This window comes from Candidatus Cloacimonas acidaminovorans str. Evry (genome assembly GCF_000146065.2).
Taxonomy (GTDB): domain Bacteria; phylum Cloacimonadota; class Cloacimonadia; order Cloacimonadales; family Cloacimonadaceae; genus Cloacimonas; species Cloacimonas acidaminivorans.
Genome location: NC_020449.1, coordinates 270,456 through 292,341, shown reverse-complemented (window position 1 = coordinate 292,341; position 21,886 = coordinate 270,456). Strand labels below are relative to the sequence as shown.

The window sequence follows — 21,886 nt, the reverse complement described above, 5'->3', positions numbered from 1 at the left end:
TGGGGAAATAATGAACTGGGATTTTTCTGATAAAGTTATAGTAATTACTGGTGCAGGGAGAGGTATTGGTTTTTCCCTAGCCACTGCTTTTGGAGAAGCCAAAGCTAAAGTAATAATTATTGATATTTCTGCTGGAACCGTAGAGAAAGCGGTTGCAGAATTAAAGACAAAAGGGTTTCAGGTTTATGGCTATGTAGGAAATGTAACTGATAGCGTAAACATTGAAAATATCTTCGCCGATATTGTTGATAAATATGGAACTATTGATTGCCTCATCAACAATGCAGGTATTACGCGCGATAATTTGCTCATCCGTATGAAGGAAGAGGACTGGCAAATGGTGATGGATGTAAATCTGAAAGGCAGCTTTATTTGCACTCAAAAGGCATTTAAATATATGATGCGTAATCGTAATGGCTGTATTATCAATATCGCCAGTGTAATAGGCATTACAGGAAATAGTGGTCAGGCAAACTATGCTGCTTCCAAGGGTGGACTGATTGCCTTCACTAAAAGCTGTGCCAAGGAATTCGGTAGTCGCAATATACGCGTAAATGCTGTAGCTCCTGGTTTTATTGAAACAGAGATGACAGCATCCTTAAGTCCTGAGATCAGAGCCGAATATGCCAAAGCCATTCCTTTACAAAAAATGGGCACTCCCAAAGATGTAGCCAATGTTTGCCTCTTTCTTGCTTCCGATGCAGGAAGCTATATAACAGGCCAAACCGTCGCAGTTGATGGTGGCTTAACTATGCATTGAACTAAAACAAAGATAAAGAAACACTTCAATAACATAGGAGGAATAATGGATATTGAAGCCAAAGTAAAACAGATAGTAGTGGATAAACTGGGAGTTGAAGAATCCCAGGTTGTTCCTTCCGCTAATTTCATTGAAGACCTGCGTGCCGATTCTTTAGATACAGTTGAACTGGTTATGGCATTTGAAGAAGAATTCGGAATTACTATTCCGGATGAAGATCAGGACAAACTTCGCACTGTTGGTCAAGCAATTGACTACTTGAAGGAAAAACTGGGATAATATACCCTTTCCTCTAATGTGGAACAATCCTGATCACTGCAAAAGTATCAGGATTGTATCCACCCTTTACGGAAGTTTATCTTGTTCCTCACTACAAAGCCAGTTGAAAGGAGATGGAGATAAAATTCAGAGTAAAGGGGTAAGTAAAACCCAATAATGAGGTCTTTATGAATAAACGAAGAGTTGTTATCACCGGTATAGGAGCTATCACTCCTGTAGGACATAATGTTGCTCAAACCTGGGAGTCATTAGTTAACGGCGTCTCAGGAGTGGATTTAATTTCCAAATTTGATTACAGTAATTTACCGGTTCACATTGCTGCCGAAGTAAAAAATTACGATCCCGAAGAGCACTTTGACCATAAAGAGGTTAAAAAGCTTGATTTATACACTCAGTTTGCGATGATTGCTGCCAGGGAAGCAATTGCTGATGCAGGTTTAATACCCGGTTCTTTTAATCCCGATAGAACCGGAGTTATTACCGGTGCAGGAATTGGAGGTATTCTTACCTTTGAAGAAGAATGCATTAAAAATTACACCCAAGGACCGCGTCGTATCAGTCCTTTCTTTATTCCTAAAATGATTGGCAACATTGCAGCTGCCCATATCAGCATAGAAAATAATTTTAAAGGTATCAATTTTAATGTTATGAGTGCTTGTGCCAGTGCCAATCATGCTTTAGGAACCGCTTTTCGGTCTATTCAATATGGCGACGCAGATATTATTCTTAGCGGTGGAACTGAAGCAGCTGTAACTCCTTTGGCAGTAGGCGGTTTTTCTGCTATGCGAGCTCTTTCTACGCGTAATAATGAACCCCAAAAGGCATCGCGTCCTTTTGATGCTGAACGCGATGGTTTTGTAATGAGTGAAGGTGCTGCCATTCTTGTTTTGGAAGAACTGGAACATGCTTTAGCCAGAGGTGCTAAAATTTATGCCGAATTAGTTGGTTACGGTGCTTCTGAAGATGCTTTTCATATTACTGCTCCCACGGAAGATGGAGAAGGCAGTTCCAGAGCAATGCTGATGGCAATTCAGGATGCCGGACTTAAGCCAAAAGATATTGATTACATCAATGCACACGGAACTTCTACTCCTTTAAACGATAAGGGCGAAACCATTTCCATTAAAAATGTCTTCGGTGATTATGCTTACCAAGTGAAGATTAATTCCACTAAAAGTATGGTAGGTCATATGTTAGGTGCTGCTGCTGGAATTGAAGCCATAGTTTGCATTAAGAGCATTGAAACAGGTATCATTCATCCTACCATAAATTTAACTCATCCCGATCCAGAATGCGATTTGGATTATACTCCCAATCAAGCTGTTAAACATATTGTGAACATAGCACTTTCCAATTCTTTAGGTTTTGGAGGCCATAATTCCGCGATAATCATCAAACGCTACGCTTGATAAAAAATGGAGTTTTATAACGCTTGAGAAACGGATGAAATCAATAATCTCCCGTATTCTGGATTATTTCAATGCCAAAAAGATAACGGAGCAGTATCCTAAATGGGAAAAATCGCTTTCCCAATTACAAAAAAAGATTGATTATACCTTTCATGATCCCACTTTATTATATGCCGCTCTTACTCATAAGTCATATCTGCATCGTCATTTTGAAGACCATAAAACTCCTTCTCCTTTTGAGCGGATGGAATTTTTAGGTGATTCCATTCTTGGTTTTATCGTTAGTAAAGAACTTTTTACCCGTCATCCTGATGAACAGGAAGGAAAACTTTCCAAGCTAAAATCCAAAATTGTCTCCGAGACCTATCTTACCTTAAAAGCAAAAGCTATAGACCTGGGAAAATATTTACTCCTAAGCCCTGAAGAACAGCAATCGGGTGGCGCATCCAAACCTTCTATTCTTTCGGATGCTATGGAAGCCCTTATTTGTGCTATCTATCTGGATAGTGGAATTTCTGCTGCCACCAGATTTATCCGTAATCATATTCTGAATAATTATCAGGAAACGGTTACCAGGGAAGAACTTGTGAACTATAAAAGTATCTTACAGGAATATATGCAAAGCAGAAATCAACCGCCACCTACTTATGTTACTGTTGCAGAACAAGGTCCTGAACATCATAAGACATTTGTAGTGGAAGTCCGTTGGGGGAACAAACTTTTAGGAACGGGAAAAGGCAATACCAAGAAAAATGCACATCAGGAAGCAGCAAGGATGGCTTGCCAAAAATTAGGTATTTAGTAAGTAAGGAGTCGTTACCACCTATATAACTTTTATGCTATCCTCAAATTTGTTTGGCAGTGAGGACTTATGACGACATTAAGGAAAAATAAAGAATGAATATAACAAGGATACGAGTATAAAATTTGCTCTAAGGGAACAACTGCTTATTATATCTAAAAAAGCTATTTCAGCGAAAGAGGAAATAAGTATATTTCTATTTTTATACAGAATATAGGGTGTCAATTCCGGTATAGATAACATAATCTATAAGCCGGTTCTTAATTTAGCAAAAGCAGAAGACAAGTCCTAAACACAAAGGAAGGAGGTGTTTATGAAAAAAATCTATCTTATGCTTATAATTGCCTTGATCCTTTTAACCGCTTGCGAAGTAAAAAAACCTACGATGCCCACTTGGTTTATGGATTTGAATATCCCTATCATCAACGAAAGATACTATGTGTCTGATCTGGTGGATTCAGTAAATATCGTTGTGGATGAAAATGAGGTCTTGACAGTAACTACCAGTGGAGAAGCAACTACAAACGAATTTGGCGACTTACCTTTTACACCGAATGTTAATGTTGAGGGACTTCCCATTTGGAGTTCTGGGCTTGATCTTACAATTCCTTTTGAAGACCAAAACGGTAAAGTTGGCGTTGCTTATGCTGAAATAGCGGAAGGTATTTTTAAAAGTCGTTTCAATAATTTGCAACCCGGAGTTGAACACATCACCTTAACTTTTTATGACCTTTATTTGCCTAATAACCAAAATCTTGTTCTTACTTCCAATAACCTAGGAAACTGGGTAACCACAAATTTGGAAGGTTTGCATTTAGGAGTGGCAAATTCAGACCAAGTTATCAATCAATTACATCTTTCCTTTCGGGTTACACCTACTATGCCTTCCGGAATGCAAGTAGCTACTTTTGATTTTCAAGCCAACGAAACAATTCAGTTCGGAGAATTCAGAGGAACTCTAAATAATTATCCTATTGGACTGGAAGATTCAGGTTCTCTGGTTAACATTGATTATCCTTATGGCCTTGATCAGGCAATTAACCTGGAAGATGCCTATTTGCAAATTACTTTGCAGAACTATTTAGGTTTCGGTTCTGTTTTTTCCGGACAGCTAAAGGCAACAAATTCCTCAGGGGAAAGTAGGATTATTGATATCTTAGATGAATATGGTAATAATTATCAAATAGAACCTGCTACGGAAGAAGGTCCCAGAATTGTTGAAATCCAGTTCGGGCATAATGTGGCACAGCTTTTACAGATTATGCCTACTACAATTCAAGTTATTGATGGACAATTTTTAATTAGCAGTGGAACAAATATAGGCAGGTTAAGACCTACGGATACTATGCTTTTATTTTACACTGTAAGTGCACCCTTAACTTTTACTTTACACGCGCACGAAATTACTATAGCAGAAGAGCAGGAATTCAGCATTCCAGAAGAAAACCGGGAGCGAATTAGAAAGAATTTAGTAAATGCTTCCTTAAATTTAGAACTCAAAAATAAACTCCCTATAGGAGCATCTGCCAAATTATTCTTCAGCACTACACCCGCAATAGATACTAATAACCCAAGCACTTACAACTTTATGAAAGAAGCGGCAATTTATAGTGCTAATCTACAACCGGATTTCCAAAATGTGAATTTGACCTTAAATAAAGATGAACTGAATGTTTTTACTTCTGAGCAGGTTTTTATGCGTTTCGCTTTCAGCTTTGAAGAGACAGAAACTCCTGTTATTATTCACGCCAGCACAATGGATTACATTCATATCAAAGGAATGATGAGTGCCCGCGTGTTGATTGAAAAGGAGGACTAAAATGAAAAAGTTAGCTTTGTTACTACTCTTCTGCCTTCTGTTTCTGACTGCATTGAATGCCTTTAATACAGGTAAATCCGTCTTTTTTGCCGATAGTTATATGCTGCGTGCTAAAGGAGTTGAAGCTGCTTATTGGAATCCTGCCAATTTACAACAGAAAAAAGGTATTGATTTCTGGATACCGATTATGAACTTAGGAATAGGCATAAATAATAACTCTTTGGACTTGGATACCTATAACTATGTAGTTAGCAGGGATACTTTGAACGACATAGATAAACAGAAAATCCTAAATAAGATTGATGGTTCTCTGCGTTCAGCTTTAGAAGGCAATATCAGCATTGTAGGTTTTGCCTTTGATAATATGTCTCTTTCCAGTTCACTTCATTTAACAGGTAAACTAGCTCTTTCGGAAAGGTATCTTGACCTTCTGCTTTATGGCAATACCGATTCTTTGTATGTATTTGATAAAAGCACAACCGATGCCGGAGGTCTTGGTTATGTTGACATCACCTTTGCAATGGGGAATTTTACTCTTCCCTATATTCCGAAAACTATTCCTCCCATTAGAGCCGGCTTTTCCGTTAGTGCTTTAGTAGGAATAGGAAATGCCAATCTGGACGATTTTTTCGGCTATTTCAGTTCTTCAATGGAGGGTGTGGATGTTAAACAGGATATCGTTTTACATACAGGTCTGGGAGGTTTCGGGCAAAAAGCAATGTTGGGATTGGCAAGTAATATCACTCCCAATTTGGAAGTAGGGTTGACTTTAGATAACCTCTTTGGCAAAATAAACTGGTTTCTAACTACTGAAGAAACAACTATCAAAGTGGTTGCCAATGATGTTTATGCGGCTAATATCTCCGAGGACTTTTATGATTACGCAAATGAAACTGTAGATATTGATTCTTATTCTACCAAGCTTTCTCCAGAATTACGTTTGGGTACTCTATATAAAATACCTTGGGCTAATTTCTCCTTAGATTATCTTCAGGGTTTTAAAACTTCTATTGCTACCAGTGGAATTGGTAGATTTTCTTTAGCTGCTCAATTTTTGCCTTGGGAATATTTACCTCTGAATATCGGTGTGGGTTTTGGCAACAGTCAATATCCTTGGCGCATTAGCTATGGAATCGGTTATAGCAGTAAAGTAGTAGAATTCGGTTTTGGTTTGCAAAGTGTTAAAAATCTTATTCCCGGTTACAAGACCAAAGGAATTGCCATAGGAAGTTATATGAAGGTTCATTTATAATGCTGAAATATGTTCTGATAGTTCTGTTTGCACTTTTATTTTCAGGCTTTCTGAACTATAGAACTAATCCCGAAATTACCAAATCAAGACGATGGATTCTTTTCGCTTTAAGGTTTATTACACTTTTCCTGCTGCTAATGTTGTTGATGAGCCCTATCTTATATTACACTCAACACAAAAAACAGGCACCTCAAATACTGGTATTGGAAGATATTTCTCAAAGTATGGACTTAAAGCATAATTCCACAACCAAATCTCTACATTTAAAACCACTTTGGCAGGAAATGGAAAAGAAATTTACCGCCAGCGGCTATGAAGTCCTTCACAAAACCTTTGCTAATGGCTTGGAAGGAGATAAAAATAACACTTTATTGTCTCCTGCCTTAACAGAACTCAGTCGTCAAAAAGTATTTACCAATTTGGAAGGAGTAGTTCTTGCTTCAGATGGCTGGTTGCGAGATGAATCTTTATCTGCAGTTCAGCAATTGGGCTGTCCTTTTTATGTTTTAGCCGATAGTTCTCAAAATCCTGCTCCCGATTTAGCAATAGTGAATGTGCGTTGTAACCGCTATGCCTATAGAAATGAGCCCAATACTATTCGTGCCGAAATTTCCTCTCAAAATTACAGCGGACCTGCAGAAGTCCGTTTGTTGATGGCAAATAAAATTATCTCACGCCAAAACTTGAAACTGGAAAAAGGCATAACCGCTAATGTGGATTTTACCCATAAGTTTAACAGCATCGGTTTTTTCCCCTGGAAAGTGGAAGTTGCCGCTTTGCCAAATGAAAGCCAAATTAACAATAATATCTACCCTGGAGCTATTGAAGTGCTCGCAGAAAAACAAAGGATTATCCTTATTTCCGATAAGCCCGCCTGGGATAATAAATTCACTCTGGATGCTATTGCAACAAATAGCCGTTGGACAGCAGAAAGCTATCTGAATAGAAACGGGCGTCTTTATAGCGGAGAAGTGTTAGTTAATAAACTTGAACCGAATAACTTAGCTGCCTTAATTATTATCAATAACGGAATACTCAATTTGGATAATGCTACGGTAAGTTTTATACAAAATGCCTATAATAAAGGAGTGGGAATCCTCTATCAGGGACTTCCCGTAAACGAATTAGCTTCTCTTTTGCCAATTCAAAAATCCAATATTACTTCTACTTATCAAGGATTCATAGTTCCTACGCCTGTCTCAGCTAACTATCCTATGCTGAATAGTTTAACCTTAAATGCCAAAGATATTCCACCGCTGGATTATTATTATGTAACTGCCAGCCCGGGTAGTGAAATTTTAGCTACTATTAATAATCCGCAAAATTCTCCGGCAATTGTTGTTCAAACTACAGGAACTGCACGCTCTCTGGCTTTTGCAACTTTAAACCTTTGGCGTTGGCAAATGCAAAGCGGAGATGATGGTTACACAAAATTAATCAGTAATTGTTTAACCTGGCTTAGTAATAAAAGCACAGGAACTTATAACGCTATTTACAATAACAGTTATTTTCGGGGTGAAGAAATTCGTATCCGTCTGCGTAGTGAAGACGAAATTCGCCAAAGTCGTTTGGATGTTAACCCTCGCATTCGTATTCTGGATAAAAATAATAAAGAGGTCTATACCGATTTTCTGAAACGCGAAGGTGATGAATATGCTATCACTCTTCAACTTACAGAACCAGGAACCTACAGCTTTGAAATCTCTGACAAGGAAACAGGAAAAAGCACCAAAGGCAAATTTGAACTCTCCGAGACATCTATTGAAACAAGAGATTATGGCTATAATTTGTCACTTCTTTCCTGGCTCGCTAAAGAAACAGGTGGAAAATTATTATACAAAAGCAATCTAAATACCTTTAATCCCGTTCCTGCCAAACCTGTAGAACAAATTTCCCGCAAAGAAATCCCCCTCTATAAAAAGTGGTATATTCTCTCCCTGTTTATTTTAACCTTCTGTGCGGAACTGTTCTTAAGAAGAAGATGGGGACTGCTGTAATGAAGAATAGAGAATGAATTAGTTATCTTGAAAAAAGATGGACTGCTAATAAAAAAATCCGTGTGAATTCGTTAAAATCCGTTTAATTTGCTTTCCTATTATAGCTTTGCCAGCGGTGAGCGATATTTTTTCCCTTTCGGAACAATTTAACGATTCAGTAACAACCAAGTAACGATCCCGTAACGAGATTACGGCAGTGTTACGGAAGTGTTACGGAGTCGTTAGAGAACTGACTAATTATCAATAAGTTAGGTGTTGGAATTTAACATTGATAGGCAAGACAGATAATCAATTGATTAACAAGCAGATATATATAATAGATGTCATTTATTCCGAAATCTGAATTTGCCTTAAACCTGCTGTTAATTTGGGGGTTGATTTTTGGTTACAACAGCTGATATCATTTTTGAATAGTAAGCCATTTGTCATTCTTGCGAAAGCAGGAATCAAAATGAGATAAATAAATATTTATACATTCTCAATCTGATATTTATATTACTGTCACTAAAAATGTCTGGTCAAAGGCGCAAGTATGCATTATAATTATATATAGACACAGAAATAGAACTTTTTTTAAGGAGAGAAAGATGATTTTTGACCTTGTCTATCGCAATCGGAGTTATCGCAGGTTTCACGAAGAAAAGAGGTTAACTCGGGCACAACTTATAGAGCTCATAAAGGTAGCCAGATACATTCCCAGTGCGGGTAATCTGCAAAAATTGCGCTATTTCCTTATTTATGAAGAGGATAAATGCGATTTGATTTTTCCCCATTTGAAGTGGGCAAGTTATTTAAAAAACTGGAATGGACCTGAAAAAGGAGAAAGACCCTCTGCTTATATTATTATTTTAGCGCCGGTTGATAGCCCAAAAATGGTGTTTATTGATACCGGAATTGCTGCTCAGACAATACTCTTAAGCGCTGTGGATAATGGTTTTGGTGGATGTATGCTGGCTTCAGTTGATAAACGGGAAGTTCAAAATACTTTTTCTTTGCCCGAAGAGATGGAAATTATGCTGGTTATTGCTTTGGGCTATCCTGCAGAAACAGTTGTTATAGAAGATGTTGCAGAACAGGGAAAAATTGAATATTGGCGTGATGAAAAAGGAATTCATTATGTTCCGAAACGCAAAATCAGAGATTTGATTATCAATTACTAAGATTATAATATTCAGTTGTAGAAAAATGGGTTGATAAATTATAATTTGCCAAAGAGTTCGCAGAACTCTGAAAAATATATGTCCTTAATTTATAACTACTCTGAATTCAGCGAACAAAACGCCAAATTTGACTTTTCTTCTCAGGGTTGAAACCCTTTTATAGTATCTGCCGTTCCTACGGAACTCATTCATAAAAAAAGAGATAAGATGTTTTATAATTCACTTTTCACCGGGTTGAAACCCGTTGTTAATATCTGCCATTTAAATGTCATTTTTGCGAAAGCAGAAATACATTTTTTGTCATTCCTGTGAAATCAGGAATTCATAGAGGTTTTAACAATAATAGCATTTTCCAAAAGGAAATAATTTTTTCTGACATAAAGGACTCATCAAGAAGAAAATGGTATTAGAATTGACAAATAGCGTTATGTTTAGATTTTGGTATTGAAATGGAAAATGTAATAATCTATAGTGTTTATGAAATAACCCGCCAGGTGCGTCAGGTGATTGAAACATCCCTGCAACCGGTATTTGTAATGGGTGAAATTTCTGGTTTTATTCGTCATAGTTCTGGTCATATCTATTTCAACCTGAAGGATGAAAATGCCACCTTGCGCTGCACTTTTTTCAAGGGTGCCAATGCTTCTTTAACTTTTCAACCCGCTGATGGAATGCAGGTTATCTGTTTCGGCAAGCTAACTGTTTACGAAAAAGGCGGTTATTATAATCTGAATGTGCAAAAAATGCAAGAAGCAGGAATGGGACTTTTACAGCAGAAATTTGAACAGCTGAAAAAGAAACTGGAAAAGGAAGGACTTTTTGCAGCAGAACATAAAAAGCCCCTTCCCAAATATCCTGACCGCATTGGAATAATCACTTCTCCTACAGGTGCAGCGCTTCAGGATATAATAAATATCATAAAACGCCGCTATCCTGTGGAATTAATAGTTTATCCCGCTCTGGTTCAAGGTTCTGATGCTCCTCCTCAAATTATTCAGGGAATAAGGTATTTCAATAAGACCAGGGATGTTGATTTTATAATTATCACTCGTGGTGGCGGTTCTCAGGAAGATCTTTTCTGTTTTAATGATGAAGCATTAGCCAGAGCCATTTACGCTTCTTCCCTTCCTGTAATATCAGCAGTAGGTCATGAAATTGATTTTACGCTGGCTGATTTTGTAGCTGATTTGAGAGCTCCCACTCCTTCAGCTGCGGCTGAACTTGCAGTTCCCGATAAAAAAGACCTGTTAAACTTGCTTGCTTCGCTGAAAAAACGGCTGGATTTATCTGTCCAAAATAATTTTACCGGAAAACGCACTCCCCTTTTAAATCTGCAACTGGAGCTGGCAAAATACCATCCGGAACGCGTTTGGAGAGGTTTTCAACAGCGCTTTGATATGGCAGAAATGGCTTTAAACAATGCACTTAAACAACTTCCGGAAAAGCGTTTACAATTTGAAATGAAAGCAAATAACATTATGCAACAACTGAATAGCAGAATTGAACTCTGTCTGGCTAAATCCAAAGCCGATTGTAATTTAACCTGGCATCAGCTGAATGAAAAAATTAATAACCAACTCCAATGCAAAACCAATCGCCTGAATTCCCTAAGCGAAATTTTAGAACAACTCTCTCCTCGCAGTATTCAAAGTAAAGGTTGGATTATGGCTTTCAAAGAAGGTAAATTAATTAGTTCCATAAAACAGGTTTCTGAAGGGGAAAATCTCTCCCTGGATTTTGCCGATGGCATTGCGGAAACGACTGTAAATAAGGTAGAAAAAAGAGAGTGAAAAAGGGTTTCTTTATTCTGTTTACCATTTTGTTTGTGAAAATAAATGCCGAAATCCGTTCCGTTTGGGTTCTACCTTGGGATATTGCTACCGAAGAATCTATTGATGAAGTAATTGCAACAGCGGTTTCCTGCAACCAAAATGAACTTTTAGTGGAAGTTCGTTATCGCGCTGATGCTCTTTTTGATACATCCAAAGGTGCTTATCTTTATCCCAATCCCGAACCGAAGAGTTATATCCTGGAAGATGCTTCTTTTGATCCATTGGCTTATATTCTGAAAAAAGCTCATCAAAAAGGACTGGCAGTGCAGGCCTGGGTAGTGGTTTTTAATGCTACTCCAAGGGAACAAAGTTATATTCAGCAAAACTATATCTACAATAATCACAAGGATTGGATTACTTACAATTTCAACGGTTCTCAGATGAATATTGACCGCCAATCCGGTTATTTCATTGATCCGGGAATTCCTGAAGTGCAGGAATATCTGCTTAATATTTTGGGAAATCTGGCAGGAGGTTATCCGGAATTGGATGGAATTCATCTTGATTATATTCGTTATCCTGAAAGCGATTTAGGTTTTCATCCTGTCTCTCTTGCCCGCTATAATGAATATTGCCAAAATCAGGAAGAAATAACCTATAACGAATGGCGCATAATGCAAGTAACTAATTTTGTGGAAAATGCTTATTTTCAACTGAAAGAAATAAATCCTACTTTGCAATTAACTGCTGCTGTCGTTCCCGATATTGCCGAGGCAAATGTTGATTATGCTCAGGACTGGCAATCCTGGCTTAAAAAAGGTATTATTGATCGTGTTTATCCTATGGCTTATGATGTCCAATATGCAAAATTCAAGAAACAACTGGAACAAATTAAACTTCTGCAAATGAAGGAAAAAATAGTAATCGGTTTGCGTGCCTGGAATGGAAATGGAAATTCCCTTGCTGTTGGAAATGGTAATTCCTACAATGTAAAAGAAATAGCAAAGAAAATTACTTTAACGCGTGATTTGGGTTTTGCCGGTGTTTCTTTATTCAGCTATTCAGGATTGCAAAAAGGAAATGCTTTTGTTCAGCTTGCTCGCTTAAGTTTTCCAGAAAAAAAGGAATATCCCAGGGAAAATATCTCCCCTAAACTAAACGAAATAACTTTCTCTGAACCAAAATATCCTGCTGAAGCCAAATTGACCCGTTTGAACAGTGAAATTATTATGCACCTAAAAATCCCGAAAGATGGATTCTGGAACTGGGAACTATATAAAGATACACTGCTTGTTAGCAACCAACGCTTTTATCAGAAAGGGGAAAATAGAGAGATATTGAATATCATCAATCCCCAAATAAGCGCTAACCTTGAACCGGGAAATTATATAGTCCATCTCTATCAGGAAAAATCCTCTTTTCAATATCTTATTCCGGTAGAATTAGTTACGCCCAATGAGTGAACTTCCTAAACAGGCAGGTATCCTTTCGGCAACGGAATTTTTCCGTTTGGCAATTAAAGCCGTAATCGGAATTGCCTTAGCTCATTTATTAACTCCTTCCGAACTTGGCAGTTATCGTCAGCTTTTCTTGATTTATACTACCTTTTCCACTCTTCTGCTTTTAGGGATTCCTCAAAGTATGCTCTATTTTCTTCCCAAAGCGGAAAGTCCGGAAAAACAAAATGCTTTAATTACCCGTTGCCTGAATTTAATTTCGCTGTTGGGTTTAATTTTCGCGCTTTGCCTGCTTATTTTCCGTAAACCAATTGCTACTTTATTCAATAATCCTGCTTTGGAAAAACTGCTTATTCTTTATGCTCTTTATCCCGTTTTTCTTTTTGTAACCCAATTTTTCAGTTCCGTAATGCTGGGCTTGAAACAACCGTTTAAAGCGGCTACCTTTACCATTTTTGCCATTATTGCGGATTTTATTCTGATTGTTGGTTCCGCTTTTCTTACGCGTAATCTAACTATTATTGTTTGCGGTGTAATTAGTTCTGCTTTTTTACAATGGCTTTATGCCAGGATTTCTCTTGCCAAATTTAAAGCTAAAGGAACTCGTTTTGATCTCGGCTCTTTCAAAACACTTATGAGTTATTCTTTACCTTTGGGTTTATCTTCTATAATTGGTATGATGAGTATTCAACTGGATAAATTTATGGTTTCGGCATTTTTCTCGCCGGAAAAGTTTGCCGTGTTTTCTATAGGAGCTACGGAATTCCCGATTGTAGGCATTTTAGCTAATTCTATAAATTCTGTTTTGTTACCTCATTTGAGTTCCAGTAATCCTGAAAAGATGGGTATTTTATATAGTGGAGCGGTTCGCAAGAATACTATTTTAGTATTTCCGTTAATGGCTTTGTGCTATATTTTTGCAGAACCTGCAATTATTCTTATTTATGGAAAGCTCTATGCTGAGTCCGCTATTTATTTTAGAATTTACCTCTTTTTGTTGCCTTTGCGCATTGCCACTTACGGAATCCTGTTTCAGGCATTCGGAAAAACCCGCTTTGTTATGTATAATTCTTTGTTTCTGCTCATTTCCAATGCTATCTTAAACTATCTTCTGATAATTAAATTCGGGATGAAAGGTGCCGCTTTTGCTACGGTAATTGTAACCTGGCTCTCGGTAATTATTTATCTTATTCAGATTGCCAAGGTCTTAAAATTGAATTTAATGGCTTTTTTCCCGCTGGAAAAAATAGCTAAAAATGCCGTTTTAACAGTTATATGCTCTATAATCTGCGTGTTGATAATAAAGCTGGGAAATAGCACAATTCCCTTTTTACTTACAGGAGGCGTTGTTTTTACGGTTGCCTATCTCTTTTTAGGTAGAAAAATCGGAGTAATTTTGGATTATGATGTGCAACTGGTAAGAGAAATGTTAACCGATCTCCTTAGCAGGTTTAAAAAATGAACTATATGGCAGAAGCCACCTGGGAAAATTACGATCCTGAAAAACAAGCGGATTTAAGAATTGCAAAACTTCTTGCTCTTCTTCCTTCAGATGTGCAAACCATTTTGGACGCGGGTTGTGGAAATGGCATTATTACAAACAAACTTATTGCTAAATATCAAGTTACAGGTTTGGATATTTCACCTGCAGCTCTAAAGTATTTGCAGTGTCCTTCAGTTCAAGCTTCTGTTACGGAAATTCCTTTTCCCGATAGAAGTTTTGATGTTATAATCTGTAACGAGGTCTTGGAACACTTGGATAATGCCTCCTTGCAGAAAGCTTTTCCGGAACTTAAACGGGTAGCCAAAAAATATATAATTATCAGTGTTCCCCATAAGGAACAGCTGGAAAAACTATATTATCGCTGTGCTAACTGCGGTTTTATAGAACATCCTTATGGACATTTACAGTCCTTTTCAGAAGAAACTTTATCTACATATCTTGCTCCGGAATTTTATCTGAAAAAAAGGGAGATATTTGGTCCTCTGAATCGTGATTTTATACCCCTTTTGCTTAATATCAAACAACGCTGGTTAAAACAATGGTTTAATCCTGCCAGCGGTTTGAAATGTTCCCGTTGTCAGCAAGAAAAGTTTGAAATAAACAAATCCCTTCTCACCAAAGGAATTAACTTACTTAACAGGTTATTAGTGCATCCCCGACCTTATTGGTATATGGGTTTATTTATCAGGAAAACACAAGAACTATGAAAAATGTGCTCTTAATTTTTTATTATTTCCCTCCTGCAGGCGGTTCCGGAGTGCAAAGAGGACTGAAGTTTGCCAAATATTTACCGGAATTTGGTTTTAGACCTGTTATTCTTTGTGCTGATTCCCGTTTTTTAAAACAGCCCAGAGATTATACTCTTCTGCGTGAACTTCCTAATAAAGTAAAAATTTTTCGCACTTTCGCTTTGGATATTAACTGGTTTTATAAACTGCTTTGGGGCTTAAAGCTAAACAAAATAGTCAATTTCCTGCGCAGAAATGTTTTTATTCCGGATGGAGAAATCCTGTGGTTACCATTTGCGATTCATAAGCTAAAGAAAATTATGGCTACCAACAATATCAATCAGGTTTTAGTTTCAGTTCCGCCCTATTCTCTTATTTTTTTAGCCAAATACCTGAAAAAGCATTATCAGACAAAGGTCTGCCTGGATTTTAGAGACCCCTGGAGTTTCGGTATTGGCAGAAAATATCTAAAACCTCCTGATTGGGTTACCGCAATAGAGAACAGGTGGGAAAAGGAAATAGTAACCCGTGCTGATCAAGTTATCTGTGTAAGTTCGGTTATGATAGAGGAATTCAGACATCTTTATCCCTATTTAGATAAAAACAAATTCGTCTGTATCACCAATGGCTATGATGAGAAAGATTTCCCCGTTTCATTGCCTCCAATCAGGAATGCCAAATTTACCATTATTTACACCGGTAGTTTTTACGATGAACTCCAACCTGATATTCTCTGGCAGGCAATTTTAGAGTTAATTCAGGAAGGTTGTCTTAACCCCCGGAAAATTGCCGTGGAAATTTATGGCAGAAACTTTCGTAACTTCGTGCTGGGAAAATATATAACCGATCCAATACTAAATCAAATTGTCCATTTCCACGGTTATATCAATCATCGGAATAGCATTCAAATTCTTCGTGCTGCAGATGTTCTTTTATTGTATTTGGGTTCCGGAGAAGCTCAAAGAGCAATTGTTACAGCAAAGGTCTTTGAATATCTGCGTAGCGGAAAACCCATTCTGGCTATAATAGATTCCTCAGGGGCAGCAGCAGATATCCTTAAGCCCGCAAATACAGCTTTTATTGCCGATTCCTCTTCCATCCATTCTATAAAGGAAACCTTAGGAAACCTTTATCGGCTTTGGGAGAAAGACAAGCTGCAAACGGAACCCAAATGGGATTATATTCAGCAATTTGAACGCAAGGCACTTACGGCAAAACTGGCTGAGGTCTTTTCTGCATTGGAACAATGAAGGTCTTAATTATCCCTTCCTGGTATCCCTATCCGCAAAAACCCACTGCTGGAAGATTCTTTCTTGACCAGGCAATTGCTCTTTCCCGAAACAGCAACTATGAATATGAAATCCTGAATTGGGGACAGAATGAATATCAATTGCAAATCCGACATCCCTTTGCTGCTGTCTCCAAGATTGTTAATTACCTAACTGCCAAAACCGAAACCCGTAACATAACTCCCAACCTGAAAGAAATTAAAATCCCTCATCTTACCTGGACCAGCAGGTTATTTTATGGCAATATAAAAGCATTAGTGAAAAAATTGGATTCTCTTTCCCGACCTGATATTATTCATTCCTATGTAACTTTTCCGGCAGGATTTCTTGCTTTTCGCTTAGCGGAAAAATGGAAAATTCCCTATATCATTAGTGAACATAGCGGTCCATTTCCTTTTCCGGAATATGTTATCAGGAATAAGGTCTCTAAAAAAATCACTTTGCCGTTACACAATGCGTCCGCTGTTTTGGCTGTAAGCAGATTTCTCCAAGCACAAATTCTTTCTTCCTGCTCTGTTCAAAGTATAGTAATCCCCAATTTAGTGGATACGGATTTTTACCAACCGGCAGATAAAGAAGAGGGAAAATGCTTTTCTTTCTTTTCTTTAAGCATTTTAACTTATGCTAAGGGAGTTATGGATTTGGTAGATGCCTTTGCTTTGGCGGTTCAAAAAGGATTAGATGCCGATTTATACATCGGAGGAGATGGCTATTTAAGGTCTAAAATTAAACAAAAAATAACTAAATACCATTTGGAACACCGCCTCCATCTTTTGGGTTATCTTACTCCTCAGCAGGCATTGGAACAATATCAAAAATGCGATTGCTACATTCTTCCCAGCCATATTGAATCCTTCAGTTTGGTTCTTCTGGAAGCAATGGCTTGTGGAAAACCAACTTTGGCAACTGATTGTGGTGGTCCAAGAGATATCGTTACCCCGGAAACAGGAATTCTTATTCCTCCAAAAAAGCCCTTTCTGATGGCGGAAGCAATGCTGAAAATGAAAGAAAACATTAATAACTATTCCCCTGCCCGCATCAGAGAAATATGTATCACAAACTATTCCCCTCCTGTAATATGTAAAAAGATAACCGCTATTTACCAAAACATTCTGCAAAAATAACTTTCATTTTCTTCAACTCTATAATTCAGAAAAATTGAACTATACAAAAAATGGTGGCGAAACCCAGAATCGAACTGGGGACACAAGGCTTTTCAGGCCTCTGCTCTACCGACTGAGCTATCTCGCCACACTTTTTAACTTTCCTAAAATAACCCCTTTTTCTGTCAAGCCAAAAATAGTATGTAATTAATAGACATATTTAGCAAAGGGAATGAGAATTTTATTCCAAACAATGCACATAAGGATTTAACAACTCAGGGTGCTTGGTAAACAGCTACAATTTTGAAAAACATTTTGTCCGGTGGATTAGTAATCAGAAAACTGGTTTGACTGCATTCGGCATAAGGAATATCAGACCAGACCACAGGATCGGAACTGGTGTAAATACGGTATAAATTTGCTCCCGGCACGGCATTCCAGTTAAGTAATACACCCTGTTGGTTTTTCTGAATTAGCAGCTGAGGAATAGCTAATACAGCTGGAATATAGGAAGTTACAGAAAAGCCGGTAACAGGAATAAAATTGCTTAAACTGCCCAAAGCCGATGGATTTTGAGGATCATAGTTTACAGAACTGTTACTTAGATAGCGGCTGCGACCAGGATTTGAGGCAGAATTTGTGTAATAAAAATGGTTACTGGTATTGTAATTATAGTTATCAAAGGGTCTGTTTACCCTGATAGCCAAATTATTTCCATTGTAGGGAAAAGGTATTTGTAAAATTATAATAATGGTATTACTGCCGGCAGGAAAATCTACAAAACCATCAAATACCGGCACATATTCATCAAAGGAAAGCCAGCCGGAACTGAGATTACTCTCAGGGGTATTTTTCATCCAGATTTTTACTGCCTGATGAGATAAATCCTGCACAAAATTTGTATGGTAAGCAATAGCGGAAATTATTCCGGCAGTCATTTGCAGTTCGGAAGCAAGATAAATTGTCTCACTGATACTGTTTTTCTGATTAAAACTGAGAGGAAGGTAATTTGTTTTGGTGCCTGTGGCAGTGGTTCCCGCTTCAGCTATGTAACTTCCAATGGATATAGGAGAAGGTATGGAAGTATTATTACCAGTATAACCATCTGAAATTAAAGTTACTTGAGCATATACAGAAAGCGTTTGTTCGGTTTCAGGTATCCAAGTTAAATTATGAACTGCAGTTTGCCCAGGAGCAAGCGGTTCCAATACATCTAAATTTGCCAGCACTGTTTTACCGGAGCTGGAAAGTAACTGAATACTATAGCTGTTTTGAGTTGCAATTCCATTATTAAGAATACTAACGCTAAACTGCAAGGGTTCGCCAATAACTCCTAATCCGTTCATCTGCAAAGCACTTATAGCCAGGTCATTAGTCAGCTCTTCTTCCAGATAAAAATTATCCAGATAAATAGAACGATTGGAACCGCCTAAATTATGTCTGATGGCTATAAATCTGTCTGTTCCGTTGTAATTGGAAAAAGGCACAGAATATTGTTGCATCGTATTGGTTAAATTAACCGTAGTTAATGAAGTAAAAGTGCCGTTAGGACTGCTCATAGTTCCAACTTGTAATGAATATCCGGTTGAAAGACCCTTGGCATTAAACTTCAAGCGCAAAATATTTATCGGCGTTAAAATCTCAGGGGTAATAAGAATAAGCTCTGCGCTTGTATCCGTGAAATTATTATAAGCAATACAATTGGGAGGACTTAAAGCATAATTGGTAGGCGAAGAATAGTTTTTTACATAGGCAGAACTGCCGGTTGAAGAAACATAAGTACTCCAACCAAAAGGTAAGGCGGGAGTAGTTACACTATCAAAATTTTGGCTGTATGGCAGAGCAGTAATACGCGGATCAGCAAAAGTAGTAAAACTCCATACAGAACAGTTTTGTGCAGAGCCACCTTCACTTACTGCAACAACTTTCCAATAATACTGTGTGCTGTAATTCAAAGTTCCGGTATATGCGTAATTGAGAACATTGCCCAAATTCAAACCATTGATTAAATTACTTGGTGGATTATTCGTCCCTAAATAAAATAGATAATGGCTGGGATAACCACCTCCGTTAACCCATGAAAAATTTGGTGAAACATTTACATTCTCAGCAAGATTTACAGGAGAAGGAGATACTGATGGAGAAGGAGGTAAAGCCGTTTTTTTAATACTGAAACTATCCAAAAACATATTGTTACCATAAGCACTGATAGCTTTACAAACGATATAGTAATAACCGGAAGATGTAAGAGGCAAATTGAAAGAATACTGATACCAACCTGCAGAAGCAACTGTTGGTGTAAAACCGGTATAACGATTTATCGTTCCTAAAAGAGTATTGGTTCCGCTCATATCAGGCAGCGTTGCCAGATAAAACTCAATTTTATCTGCCCGGGAACTATATCCGGTATCCCGATACATATAAAAGGAAAAATCGTAGCTGTAAAATTGAACTTCAGAACAATCAAGCCGCATAGTGGCTAAAATTGCGGAATTGGACGAAGAAGCATAATAACTTTTATAGCAAATCATTCCTGCTCCTGCTTGAGGTGAGCAGGTTGGATTTGTTCCAGAAGTTACTCTTTCAAAACCATAGCTCCCGGAAATTGTCTGTTTATACCATCCCGTTGGAGGAAAAGTAGAACTGTCAAAGCTCTCCGTGTAAGGATTGGTTGAAAAGTCAACTGTAGGAACACCTAAAGAAAAAGTCATCGTAGTTCCTGCTGAAGAACCGATGGCATAGATATTTAAATTCCCTTCACTCCCATCCTGTAAGAAGGGAGCAGGATTAGTTGTATTATTAATACTGGTTCTACCGGTTTCCTGACTAAAATTTGCGGAATTTATAGTTCCGTTTACTGTAGTTGTTCCATTGGGACGGTAAATATATAATTCATCAGGTGGACCTGAGGCATTTCCGTCTCCGGCAGTAGTATCAATTCTATAAATCAACATCCCGGAACCGGGAATACTGCTTTCAAAGGTGCCTGTTTTCTTGCGGAATTCTACTACATAATATTGGTTAGGATCATTGGAATCTATTCTATAACAGTTACCTGTGGAAGAAGTTAAAGGATTTAGGGTGTATTGTTGTCCAATGAAGATAGTTGGAATAGTAGCAATCCAATTTCCATATTTCCATTTCATAAAAGCGGTCATATATTGAGGAGGATTTTGATCGGAACACATTAAATCCCAGCTACCGGCAGGATCAATTCCATTACTGGTATAATGATAAAGGTCAGGAGCACCAAGAGTATGAAAGAATTCATGACAAATAACCCCTACTCCGCGTGTGGCAAGAAAATCCTTCAGCTGAAGGTTGAAATCGTAAACGCGTTTATTGTTTAAATATACATTGCGATCATAAATTGCCCAACGGTGGGGCCAAAGCAAACTACTCCATTCACCAGCCCCTCCACTAACGAGAAAAACAACATTATCTACTTTGCCATCTCCATCGGAATCAATATTTAAAGAAGAAGGAACCTGAGCAGCAATTCCGGCAACAGCATTTTGAAGTAAGGTAAATTCCCGGTTTCTCCGTTCAGTATCTCCATTATAACCTGTCGGATTAGTAGTGGCATTATAGGGTTCATAATAAGCTCTCGGATGGCTATCCTGCCAGGAAACAACCAGATTATTTTGAGCAGGAGGATAAAAAGTAGTATTCACCGTAAGCTGATTATAGCTTGCTTCCAGAAAATAATTCTTTTGAGAATTGGTTCCGTTATTGAACCAACCGTCATAAACACTGATACCCTGGCCAAATTCACTTTCTCCGGAAAAACGGATAAAGATCACAATGTTATTAATTGTACCGGTGGTTGGTGCATCTCTTTCTGCTGGCATCCAAAACTTGCTACTGCGCAATTCCTTATATGCTTTTTCAGAGATGTTAATTCCTGGCTTAAGAGCAGAACGAAAAGGATCATCTTTACCCACGATTAAATCGCTTGCTTTAACATTCTCTCTATCTTGTTCGGCATAACATAAGTAGCCACTTACGGGATGCCTGATAATAGTGTAATTGTTTTTATCGTGCAGCCAGTTATGATATTCATCGCCACTTGCCAATAATTCCAGTTTTGTTCCATCCGGTTGAAAAACGGTAACCGGCAGATTAGTAACCATAGCGGCTTTTAAATTTAAGGCAAATAGTAGAGCTATTATCACAAGTAACAGTTTGTTACAAGTATTTTGCTTCGGCATTTCATCTCCTTTTGGGTATGCTTACTATTAGAAAAAACTTGATTACATTCAACCATAAATTTGTCAATCAGAACCTTGTAAACCCATAAGATGCAATTTTCAATCCGGTAAGTCCTAAAAAACCCGTTAAGAATGGCAGTTTTATCCCCAATAATGCAGTAGATGACGAATGGGTTGGCAAATTCTGATTTGCCAAATAGTTCACAGAACTCTGAAAAATGAATGGTTTTGTATGTGGTAAATAAGAATTCTGCCAACCAAATACCAATTTTGACTTTTTTCTCAGGGTTAAAACCCGTTGTTAGTATCTGTCGTTCCTACGGAACTCATTTTCCTACAAATAG

At 37.8% G+C, this 21,886-nt stretch carries 15 protein-coding genes and 1 tRNA gene; 14 read left to right on the top strand and 2 right to left on the bottom strand.

The genetic code is table 11. The features are described 5' to 3' along the window. Positions 1 to 10 precede the first annotated feature (10 nt). The 14 genes from fabG (at position 11) to CLOAM_RS01140 (ending at position 17,352) form a co-directional block, all read left to right on the top strand. Positions 11 to 760: a 3-oxoacyl-[acyl-carrier-protein] reductase gene (gene fabG, locus CLOAM_RS01205; RefSeq protein WP_015424021.1), complete on the top strand. Its 750-nt coding sequence runs from the start codon at positions 11 to 13 to the stop codon at positions 758 to 760. 45 nt (positions 761 to 805) lie between these two features. Beyond that, on the top strand, positions 806 to 1,039 hold the full coding sequence (locus CLOAM_RS01200) for an acyl carrier protein (protein WP_015424020.1): 234 nt from the start codon (positions 806 to 808) through the stop codon (positions 1,037 to 1,039). Positions 1,040 to 1,206: 167 nt separating this feature from the next. Next, complete coding sequence (gene fabF / locus CLOAM_RS01195) at positions 1,207 to 2,448, top strand: beta-ketoacyl-ACP synthase II (protein WP_015424019.1); 1,242 nt, start codon at positions 1,207 to 1,209, stop codon at positions 2,446 to 2,448. 34 nt (positions 2,449 to 2,482) lie between these two features. Next, positions 2,483 to 3,250 carry a ribonuclease III gene (gene rnc / locus CLOAM_RS01190; protein WP_015424018.1) on the top strand — a complete coding sequence of 256 codons (768 nt, stop codon included), beginning with the start codon at positions 2,483 to 2,485 and terminating at the stop codon, positions 3,248 to 3,250. 313 nt (positions 3,251 to 3,563) lie between these two features. Beyond that, positions 3,564 to 5,069 carry a hypothetical protein gene (locus CLOAM_RS01185; protein WP_044278778.1) on the top strand — a complete coding sequence of 502 codons (1,506 nt, stop codon included), beginning with the start codon at positions 3,564 to 3,566 and terminating at the stop codon, positions 5,067 to 5,069. Between the two features lies 1 nt (position 5,070). Next, entirely contained in the window at positions 5,071 to 6,321 is a 1,251-nt protein-coding gene (locus tag CLOAM_RS01180) for a hypothetical protein (protein WP_044278777.1), read from the top strand. Then, entirely contained in the window at positions 6,321 to 8,318 is a 1,998-nt protein-coding gene (locus CLOAM_RS01175; RefSeq protein ID WP_015424015.1) for a hypothetical protein, read from the top strand. Before CLOAM_RS01180 ends, CLOAM_RS01175 begins: the two co-directional genes overlap by 1 nt. A 587-nt stretch (positions 8,319 to 8,905) precedes the next feature. Beyond that, complete coding sequence (locus tag CLOAM_RS01170) at positions 8,906 to 9,478, top strand: nitroreductase family protein (RefSeq protein ID WP_015424014.1); 573 nt, start codon at positions 8,906 to 8,908, stop codon at positions 9,476 to 9,478. A gap of 449 nt (positions 9,479 to 9,927) precedes the next feature. Continuing rightward, on the top strand, positions 9,928 to 11,268 hold the full coding sequence (gene xseA / locus CLOAM_RS01165) for an exodeoxyribonuclease VII large subunit (RefSeq protein WP_015424013.1): 1,341 nt from the start codon (positions 9,928 to 9,930) through the stop codon (positions 11,266 to 11,268). Then, positions 11,265 to 12,713, top strand: a complete 1,449-nt coding sequence (locus tag CLOAM_RS01160; RefSeq protein ID WP_015424012.1) for a glycoside hydrolase family 10 protein — start codon at positions 11,265 to 11,267, stop codon at positions 12,711 to 12,713. Before xseA ends, CLOAM_RS01160 begins: the two co-directional genes overlap by 4 nt. Continuing rightward, on the top strand, positions 12,706 to 14,169 hold the full coding sequence (locus CLOAM_RS01155) for an oligosaccharide flippase family protein (protein WP_015424011.1): 1,464 nt from the start codon (positions 12,706 to 12,708) through the stop codon (positions 14,167 to 14,169). The genes CLOAM_RS01160 and CLOAM_RS01155 overlap by 8 nt, the downstream gene beginning before the upstream one ends. After that, the gene (locus tag CLOAM_RS01150) at positions 14,166 to 14,918 is read left to right on the top strand and encodes a class I SAM-dependent methyltransferase (RefSeq protein ID WP_015424010.1); all 753 of its coding nucleotides are present in this window, start codon (positions 14,166 to 14,168) and stop codon (positions 14,916 to 14,918) included. Before CLOAM_RS01155 ends, CLOAM_RS01150 begins: the two co-directional genes overlap by 4 nt. Then, a complete protein-coding gene (locus CLOAM_RS01145) occupies positions 14,915 to 16,189 on the top strand; it encodes a glycosyltransferase (protein WP_044278776.1) in 1,275 nt (424 codons plus the stop codon). The genes CLOAM_RS01150 and CLOAM_RS01145 overlap by 4 nt, the downstream gene beginning before the upstream one ends. Further along, positions 16,186 to 17,352 carry a glycosyltransferase gene (locus tag CLOAM_RS01140; RefSeq protein WP_015424008.1) on the top strand — a complete coding sequence of 389 codons (1,167 nt, stop codon included), beginning with the start codon at positions 16,186 to 16,188 and terminating at the stop codon, positions 17,350 to 17,352. Before CLOAM_RS01145 ends, CLOAM_RS01140 begins: the two co-directional genes overlap by 4 nt. Positions 17,353 to 17,403: 51 nt before the next feature. Here the strand turns inward: CLOAM_RS01140 and CLOAM_RS01135 are convergent. Together CLOAM_RS01135 and CLOAM_RS08995 are read right to left on the bottom strand one after the other, a co-directional pair. Then, positions 17,404 to 17,479 (bottom strand) — tRNA-Phe (locus CLOAM_RS01135). Between the two features lie 127 nt (positions 17,480 to 17,606). Then, on the bottom strand, positions 17,607 to 21,542 hold the full coding sequence (locus tag CLOAM_RS08995; protein ID WP_015424007.1) for a M6 family metalloprotease domain-containing protein: 3,936 nt from the start codon (positions 21,540 to 21,542) through the stop codon (positions 17,607 to 17,609). Positions 21,543 to 21,886 lie beyond the last annotated feature (344 nt).

Bases quoted from the DNA above. Each gene is read 5' to 3' on its own strand.
- fabG (WP_015424021.1), top strand. From the start codon at position 11: ATGAACTGGGATTTTTCTGATAAAGTTATAGTAATTACTGGTGCAGGG.
- CLOAM_RS01200 (WP_015424020.1), top strand. From the start codon at position 806: ATGGATATTGAAGCCAAAGTAAAACAGATAGTAGTGGATAAACTGGGA.
- fabF (WP_015424019.1), top strand. From the start codon at position 1,207: ATGAATAAACGAAGAGTTGTTATCACCGGTATAGGAGCTATCACTCCT.
- rnc (WP_015424018.1), top strand. From the start codon at position 2,483: ATGAAATCAATAATCTCCCGTATTCTGGATTATTTCAATGCCAAAAAG.
- CLOAM_RS01185 (WP_044278778.1), top strand. From the start codon at position 3,564: ATGAAAAAAATCTATCTTATGCTTATAATTGCCTTGATCCTTTTAACC.
- CLOAM_RS01180 (WP_044278777.1), top strand. From the start codon at position 5,071: ATGAAAAAGTTAGCTTTGTTACTACTCTTCTGCCTTCTGTTTCTGACT.
- CLOAM_RS01175 (WP_015424015.1), top strand. From the start codon at position 6,321: ATGCTGAAATATGTTCTGATAGTTCTGTTTGCACTTTTATTTTCAGGC.
- CLOAM_RS01170 (WP_015424014.1), top strand. From the start codon at position 8,906: ATGATTTTTGACCTTGTCTATCGCAATCGGAGTTATCGCAGGTTTCAC.
- xseA (WP_015424013.1), top strand. From the start codon at position 9,928: ATGGAAAATGTAATAATCTATAGTGTTTATGAAATAACCCGCCAGGTG.
- CLOAM_RS01155 (WP_015424011.1), top strand. From the start codon at position 12,706: ATGAGTGAACTTCCTAAACAGGCAGGTATCCTTTCGGCAACGGAATTT.
- CLOAM_RS01150 (WP_015424010.1), top strand. From the start codon at position 14,166: ATGAACTATATGGCAGAAGCCACCTGGGAAAATTACGATCCTGAAAAA.
- CLOAM_RS01145 (WP_044278776.1), top strand. From the start codon at position 14,915: ATGAAAAATGTGCTCTTAATTTTTTATTATTTCCCTCCTGCAGGCGGT.
- CLOAM_RS01140 (WP_015424008.1), top strand. From the start codon at position 16,186: ATGAAGGTCTTAATTATCCCTTCCTGGTATCCCTATCCGCAAAAACCC.
- CLOAM_RS08995 (WP_015424007.1), bottom strand. From the start codon at position 21,542: ATGCCGAAGCAAAATACTTGTAACAAACTGTTACTTGTGATAATAGCT.